Origin of the sequence: Enterococcus sp. NBRC 3427 (assembly GCF_007996925.1) — a bacterium.
Lineage (GTDB): Bacteria > Bacillota > Bacilli > Lactobacillales > Enterococcaceae > Enterococcus_B > Enterococcus_B lactis.
This window is the reverse complement of the sequence record NZ_BJLL01000096.1, coordinates 1-5,040: the sequence shown is the minus strand read 5'-3', so window position 1 is coordinate 5,040 and position 5,040 is coordinate 1. Positions and strand designations below refer to the sequence as shown.

Sequence of the window (5,040 nt, the reverse complement as noted above, 5' to 3'; positions counted from 1 at the left end):
ACTCGGAAAAAGGGACTGTGTCACAGTCTCTTTTTGTTTTCTATCCCTTTTGATTAGTTTACAAGCTGTATACTTTGAGAAGTTTGCGTGGAATGACACCTACTTTCCTCTTCATATGGTAAAATAAACAAAAACGGAGGTGGCACTTATCAAAGGACAAATCAGAAAAGCAATCAGCGGTTTTTACTATGTATACGCAGACGGAGAGACCTATCAAACAAGAGGAAGAGGGAATTTCCGGAATCGGAAAATCACGCCGCTTGTCGGAGATCAGGTAATCTTTGAGAGTGAAAATCAAACAGACGGCTATCTTCTGGAAATCTTGCCGAGAAAAAATCAATTAGTTCGCCCGCCAGTCACAAATGTTGATCTTGGAATCATTGTCACAAGTATCGTGGAACCTGCATTTTCTTATAATCTGCTTGACCGCTTTCTAGTTACATTGGAATATGAATCAATCGAACCGCTCATTTTTTTGACGAAGACCGACTTGTCAGACGACCCGAAAAAAATCGAAGAAATCAAAGAAACCTATACTAAAATAGGCTACCCAGTGATTGTACCCAATCATGCGGGTGACACGACAGAACTGATCCGTTACTTTCCAGAACGGCTATCGGTCTTCATGGGACAGTCTGGAGCAGGAAAATCAACACTACTGAATCAAATATCTCCAGAACTGAATTTAGCAACAGGAGAGATTTCTGATGCACTTGGAAGAGGGCGGCATACAACACGGCATGTGGAGCTGCTCCCTATCTATGGTGGGTTAGTAGCAGACACACCAGGATTCAGCTCGATTGACTTTTTGACTATCGAAGCAGGAGAATTGCCAAGCCAATTTCCGGAATTTGTGGAAGCTTCTGCCCATTGCAAATTTAGAGAGTGCATGCATGCCAAAGAACCTGGCTGTGAAGTGAAACATAGAGTAGAAACAGGTGATATCGCACAGGCACGTTACGATAATTATTTGCAATTCTTACAAGAAATCGAGAAAAGAAAACCCATGTATACGAAAAAAGAAGGTAAACGAAAATAGGAGGAACCAAGAATGAAAATAGCACCATCCATTTTGAGCGCAGATTTTGCCAATTTGCAAAGAGATATTGAGTTAGTAGAAAAAGGAGGCGCAGATTACATCCACGTAGATGTCATGGATGGCCAATTTGTCCCAAATATCACGTTAGGGCCAAATATTGTTCAGGCAATCCGACCTGTCACTAAATTACCGCTAGACGTCCATCTGATGATCGTTGATCCGGAAAATTACATTCCAGCATTTGCGAAAGCTGGAGCAGATATCATTACTGTTCATGTAGAAGCAACTCCTCATATCCATCGGGCACTCCAAATGACAAAAAGCTTAGGTGTCAAAGCTGGAGTAGTTATTAATCCAGGGACACCAGTCTCCATGATCAAACATGTTTTGCCTTTGGCTGATCAAGTGCTGGTCATGACTGTCAATCCTGGGTTTGGCGGACAAAGCTTTATTGAAGAAACTGTAGAAAAAATCACAGAACTCGCTGATCTACGTAAAGAGAACAATTGGTCTTATGCAATCGAAGTAGATGGCGGAATCGTTCCAGAAACAGCAAAAATCTGTAAAGATGCAGGGGCGGATGTCTTTGTTGCAGGATCATATATCTATGGAGCCGAAAATCCAGTCGGACAAATCGAACGGTTAAAAGAGGCATTAGATTAAATGAAAATTTTATTAGCTGCTGGAGGTAATCCGGAAAACTGGCCGCAGCCTCTACTGACCAAATACGATGCCTATGTCGGAATAGATCGTGGTGCGCTGTATCTGCTTCAAGCAGGCTACCCAGTAGATCTGGCAGTAGGTGATTTTGATTCATTGTCGAACGAAGAGCAGAAGGAAGTATTTGCAAAAGCCAAAGAGTATGCCCGTTCACCCGCAGAAAAAGACGATACAGATACACAATTGGGAATCTTAAAGACATTTGAACGTTATCCGCATGCTGAAGTCACTTTGATCGGCGCCACAGGCGGAAGATTGGATCATCTTTTAGCCAATCTCTGGTTAGGTCTGGAACCTCGCTTCAAACCGTTTGCCCATCAGCTTATTATTAGAGATCGTCAAAATTATTTGGCTTATTATTTGCCTGGAAAGCATATAGTAAGACAGGTTCCAAGTATGAAGTATCTAGCTTATTGCTGTTTGACGCCCGTCTCGGCTCTTACATTGAAAGGCAGTAAGTATGTATTGGAAAATAAAGCAGTTGAATACCCGACATCTTATGCAAGTAACGAGTTTCTTTCAGATACCGCTGAATTTTCTTTTTCAGATGGTATGATTGCAGTTATTCAAAGCAAAGACTGACCAATGAACAAAAGGAAAAATTTTGTCTTTCAGGCTAAAATGACAGAATCTATTATTTACTAAAAAAAAGCTTAAGAGGAGCAACTTGCCTTTTGTTTCCCGGCATTTAGTGATAAAATTGAACACAAGAGTCTAATTAATTCGAGGTGTCTTTGTGAAGAAGTTCAATCCTAATAAAAATATTATTATTACCTTGGTTATTGTTATCATCGTGGTGACGATACTAAGTGTGACCGCTGCACAGCGAGCGAATGAAGGAAAGCCTAATTTCTTCCAATCCATCGTTAATGACAGTGTTGCAATGGTTGATAAAACAATCTCTGCCCCAGTACGGTGGGTGCGAAACGGAGTAGATTCTGTCCATAATCTTTTTTCAACTTATGCCGAAAATGAGCGGCTAAAAGAAAAAATCGATAGCTATGATGACGTTGCACAGCAAAACAAGAATTACGAGAGAGAAATCGAATCTTTGAAAAAAGAACTTGATTTGAACCAGACGCTGACGAGTTACGAAAAAGTAACGGCAAATGTCATTACCCGTTCACCAGATAGCTGGCAGGACATGCTGATCGTAGACAAGGGTTCTAAAGACGGTATCGAAGCAAATATGGCAGTCATGTCGCAAAAAGGATTGATCGGCCGAGTGATCGAAGTCAATACAGCTTCGTCTAAAATCGAATTACTGTCATCCTCTAACGAAAGCTCCAATCATTTTCCAGTACGGGTATCTTCGGCTAATGGCGAAGCATTCGGTTTGCTTAAAAACTATGATGAAAAACTCCATGCATTAGTGGTGACCCAATTGACTGGTGATACGGATATCAAAGAAGGGGATGTTGTTCAGACATCCGGTCTTGGAGGGAATTCTCCAGCTAACTTGCCGATCGGTACGGTTATCAAAACGAAACCAGACAGTTATGGTCTGGATCGGGAAGTTTATGTGAAACCTTATGCAGAAATGTATGATGTGTCAGTTGTGACGATTGTCCAACGGCTAGCGGAGGATTAGTCCATGTTGAAAAAAGAAACAATGAAGTACTATCTGCCAATCGTTCTTTTCTTTTTGATGTTGATAGATGGCCATTTAACAAGAATGCTAGTAGAGTGGTCGAAAGGCAGTTATATGTCAAATGCCCACTTTCTGATCTTGGCATTGTTATGTTGCAGTATGGCATTTGAAAAACGCTATGTGCTAATCACCACAATTGTTCTCGGTGCAGTCTATGATGCTTACTATATCGGTGTTATCGGTATCTATGCAGTAGCTCTCCCTTTGATCGTATGGTTGATGTATGTAATGAAAGATGTCATCCACGTCAACATCTTTACTGAATTTTTCAGTATGATTATCTTTGTCACGGGTTATGAACTGTTTACGATGGTGGTCCAATTGATTTTTAAACTAGCAGTAGTAAATAACACGTATTTTATTACAAGGTTCTTAGGACCTACACTGCTGTTGAACATGATTATTTTTGTATTATTCATTTTTCCATTTAAGAAATTATTCAGTGATGAATAATTTCTTTTTTTGTTTTTCGACTGAAAGTAAAAAAGAATTATTGTTATCTTAAAAAAAGCCCGTCTTAGCACGCCTTTTTCATGATCATTTTCTGAAACGAACAGTTTTGTCATTTTTAGAGGTTGTTTTGAAACATTTTTGTAACATAACTATTATATCGCTGACATACTGCTATGGTACAATTTTTATATCGTTAAGAAAGACTTAAATATATTTAGATATTTATTAAATTAAGCCAGTCGGAGGAATGAAGAGTGAAAAAGAGTTTAATATCAGCAGTAATGGTATGTTCAATGACCTTGACTGCCGTAGCATCACCGATCGCTGCCGCGGCGGACGATTTTGATTCTCAGATACAACAACAAGATCAAAAAATTGCAGACTTGAAAAACCAACAAGCAGATGCACAATCACAAATCGATGCCCTAGAAAGCCAAGTTTCTGAAATCAACACACAAGCACAAGATCTATTAGCAAAACAAGACACATTGCGTCAAGAATCTGCACAATTAGTAAAAGATATTGCAGATTTACAAGAACGTATTGAAAAACGTGAAGATACAATCCAAAAACAAGCACGTGAAGCACAAGTAAGCAATACAAGCTCAAACTATATCGACGCTGTATTGAATGCTGATTCATTAGCAGATGCTATCGGACGCGTTCAAGCAATGACAACGATGGTAAAAGCAAACAACGACTTGATGGAACAACAAAAACAAGATAAAAAAGCTGTAGAAGACAAAAAAGCTGAAAACGATGCTAAACTAAAAGAATTAGCTGAAAACCAAGCTGCTTTGGAATCTCAAAAAGGCGATCTTTTATCTAAACAAGCTGATTTGAACGTACTGAAAACTTCATTAGCTGCTGAACAAGCAACTGCTGAAGACAAGAAAGCTGACTTGAACCGCCAAAAAGCAGAAGCTGAAGCAGAACAAGCACGCATTCGTGAACAACAACGTCTAGCAGAACAAGCACGTCAACAAGCAGCACAAGAAAAAGCTGAAAAAGAAGCACGCGAACAAGCAGAAGCTGAAGCACAAGCACAAGCTACTCAAGCTTCATCAACTGCACAAAGCTCAGCAACAGAAGAATCATCAGCTGCTCAATCTTCAACGACTGAAGAATCATCATCAGCTGCTCAATCTTCAACAACAGAAGAATCAACAACAGCGCC

General features: G+C 39.8%; 6 protein-coding genes. All 6 read left to right on the top strand.

The window, feature by feature from the left end; all coding sequences use genetic code 11:
- Window positions 1-139: 139 nt before the first annotated feature.
- Window positions 140-1,039 carry a ribosome small subunit-dependent GTPase A gene (gene rsgA / locus ESP02_RS12850; protein WP_002373618.1) on the top strand — a complete coding sequence of 300 codons (900 nt, stop codon included), beginning with the start codon at window positions 140-142 and terminating at the stop codon, window positions 1,037-1,039.
- Window positions 1,040-1,051: 12 nt separating this feature from the next.
- Window positions 1,052-1,702 (top strand): ribulose-phosphate 3-epimerase, encoded by a 651-nt coding sequence (gene rpe, locus ESP02_RS12845; protein WP_002373619.1) that lies wholly within the window; start codon window positions 1,052-1,054, stop codon window positions 1,700-1,702.
- Window positions 1,703-2,341, top strand: coding sequence for a thiamine diphosphokinase (locus ESP02_RS12840; RefSeq protein WP_010733139.1), 639 nt, complete (start codon window positions 1,703-1,705; stop codon window positions 2,339-2,341). It abuts the gene before it with no gap.
- Between the two features lie 154 nt (window positions 2,342-2,495).
- Window positions 2,496-3,350 carry a rod shape-determining protein MreC gene (gene mreC, locus ESP02_RS12835; protein WP_002293051.1) on the top strand — a complete coding sequence of 285 codons (855 nt, stop codon included), beginning with the start codon at window positions 2,496-2,498 and terminating at the stop codon, window positions 3,348-3,350.
- 3 nt (window positions 3,351-3,353) lie between these two features.
- Complete coding sequence (gene mreD, locus ESP02_RS12830; RefSeq protein ID WP_002373621.1) at window positions 3,354-3,863, top strand: rod shape-determining protein MreD; 510 nt, start codon at window positions 3,354-3,356, stop codon at window positions 3,861-3,863.
- Window positions 3,864-4,117: 254 nt separating this feature from the next.
- Window positions 4,118-5,040, top strand: a 923-nt coding sequence (locus ESP02_RS12825) for a coiled-coil domain-containing protein (RefSeq protein ID WP_373891151.1), incomplete at its 3' end; no start/stop codon positions are given.

Coding starts and splice junctions, on each gene's coding strand:
- rpe (WP_002373619.1), top strand. CDS start 1,052: ATGAAAATAGCACCATCCATTTTGAGCGCAGATTTTGCCAATTTGCAA.
- ESP02_RS12840 (WP_010733139.1), top strand. CDS start 1,703: ATGAAAATTTTATTAGCTGCTGGAGGTAATCCGGAAAACTGGCCGCAG.
- mreD (WP_002373621.1), top strand. CDS start 3,354: ATGTTGAAAAAAGAAACAATGAAGTACTATCTGCCAATCGTTCTTTTC.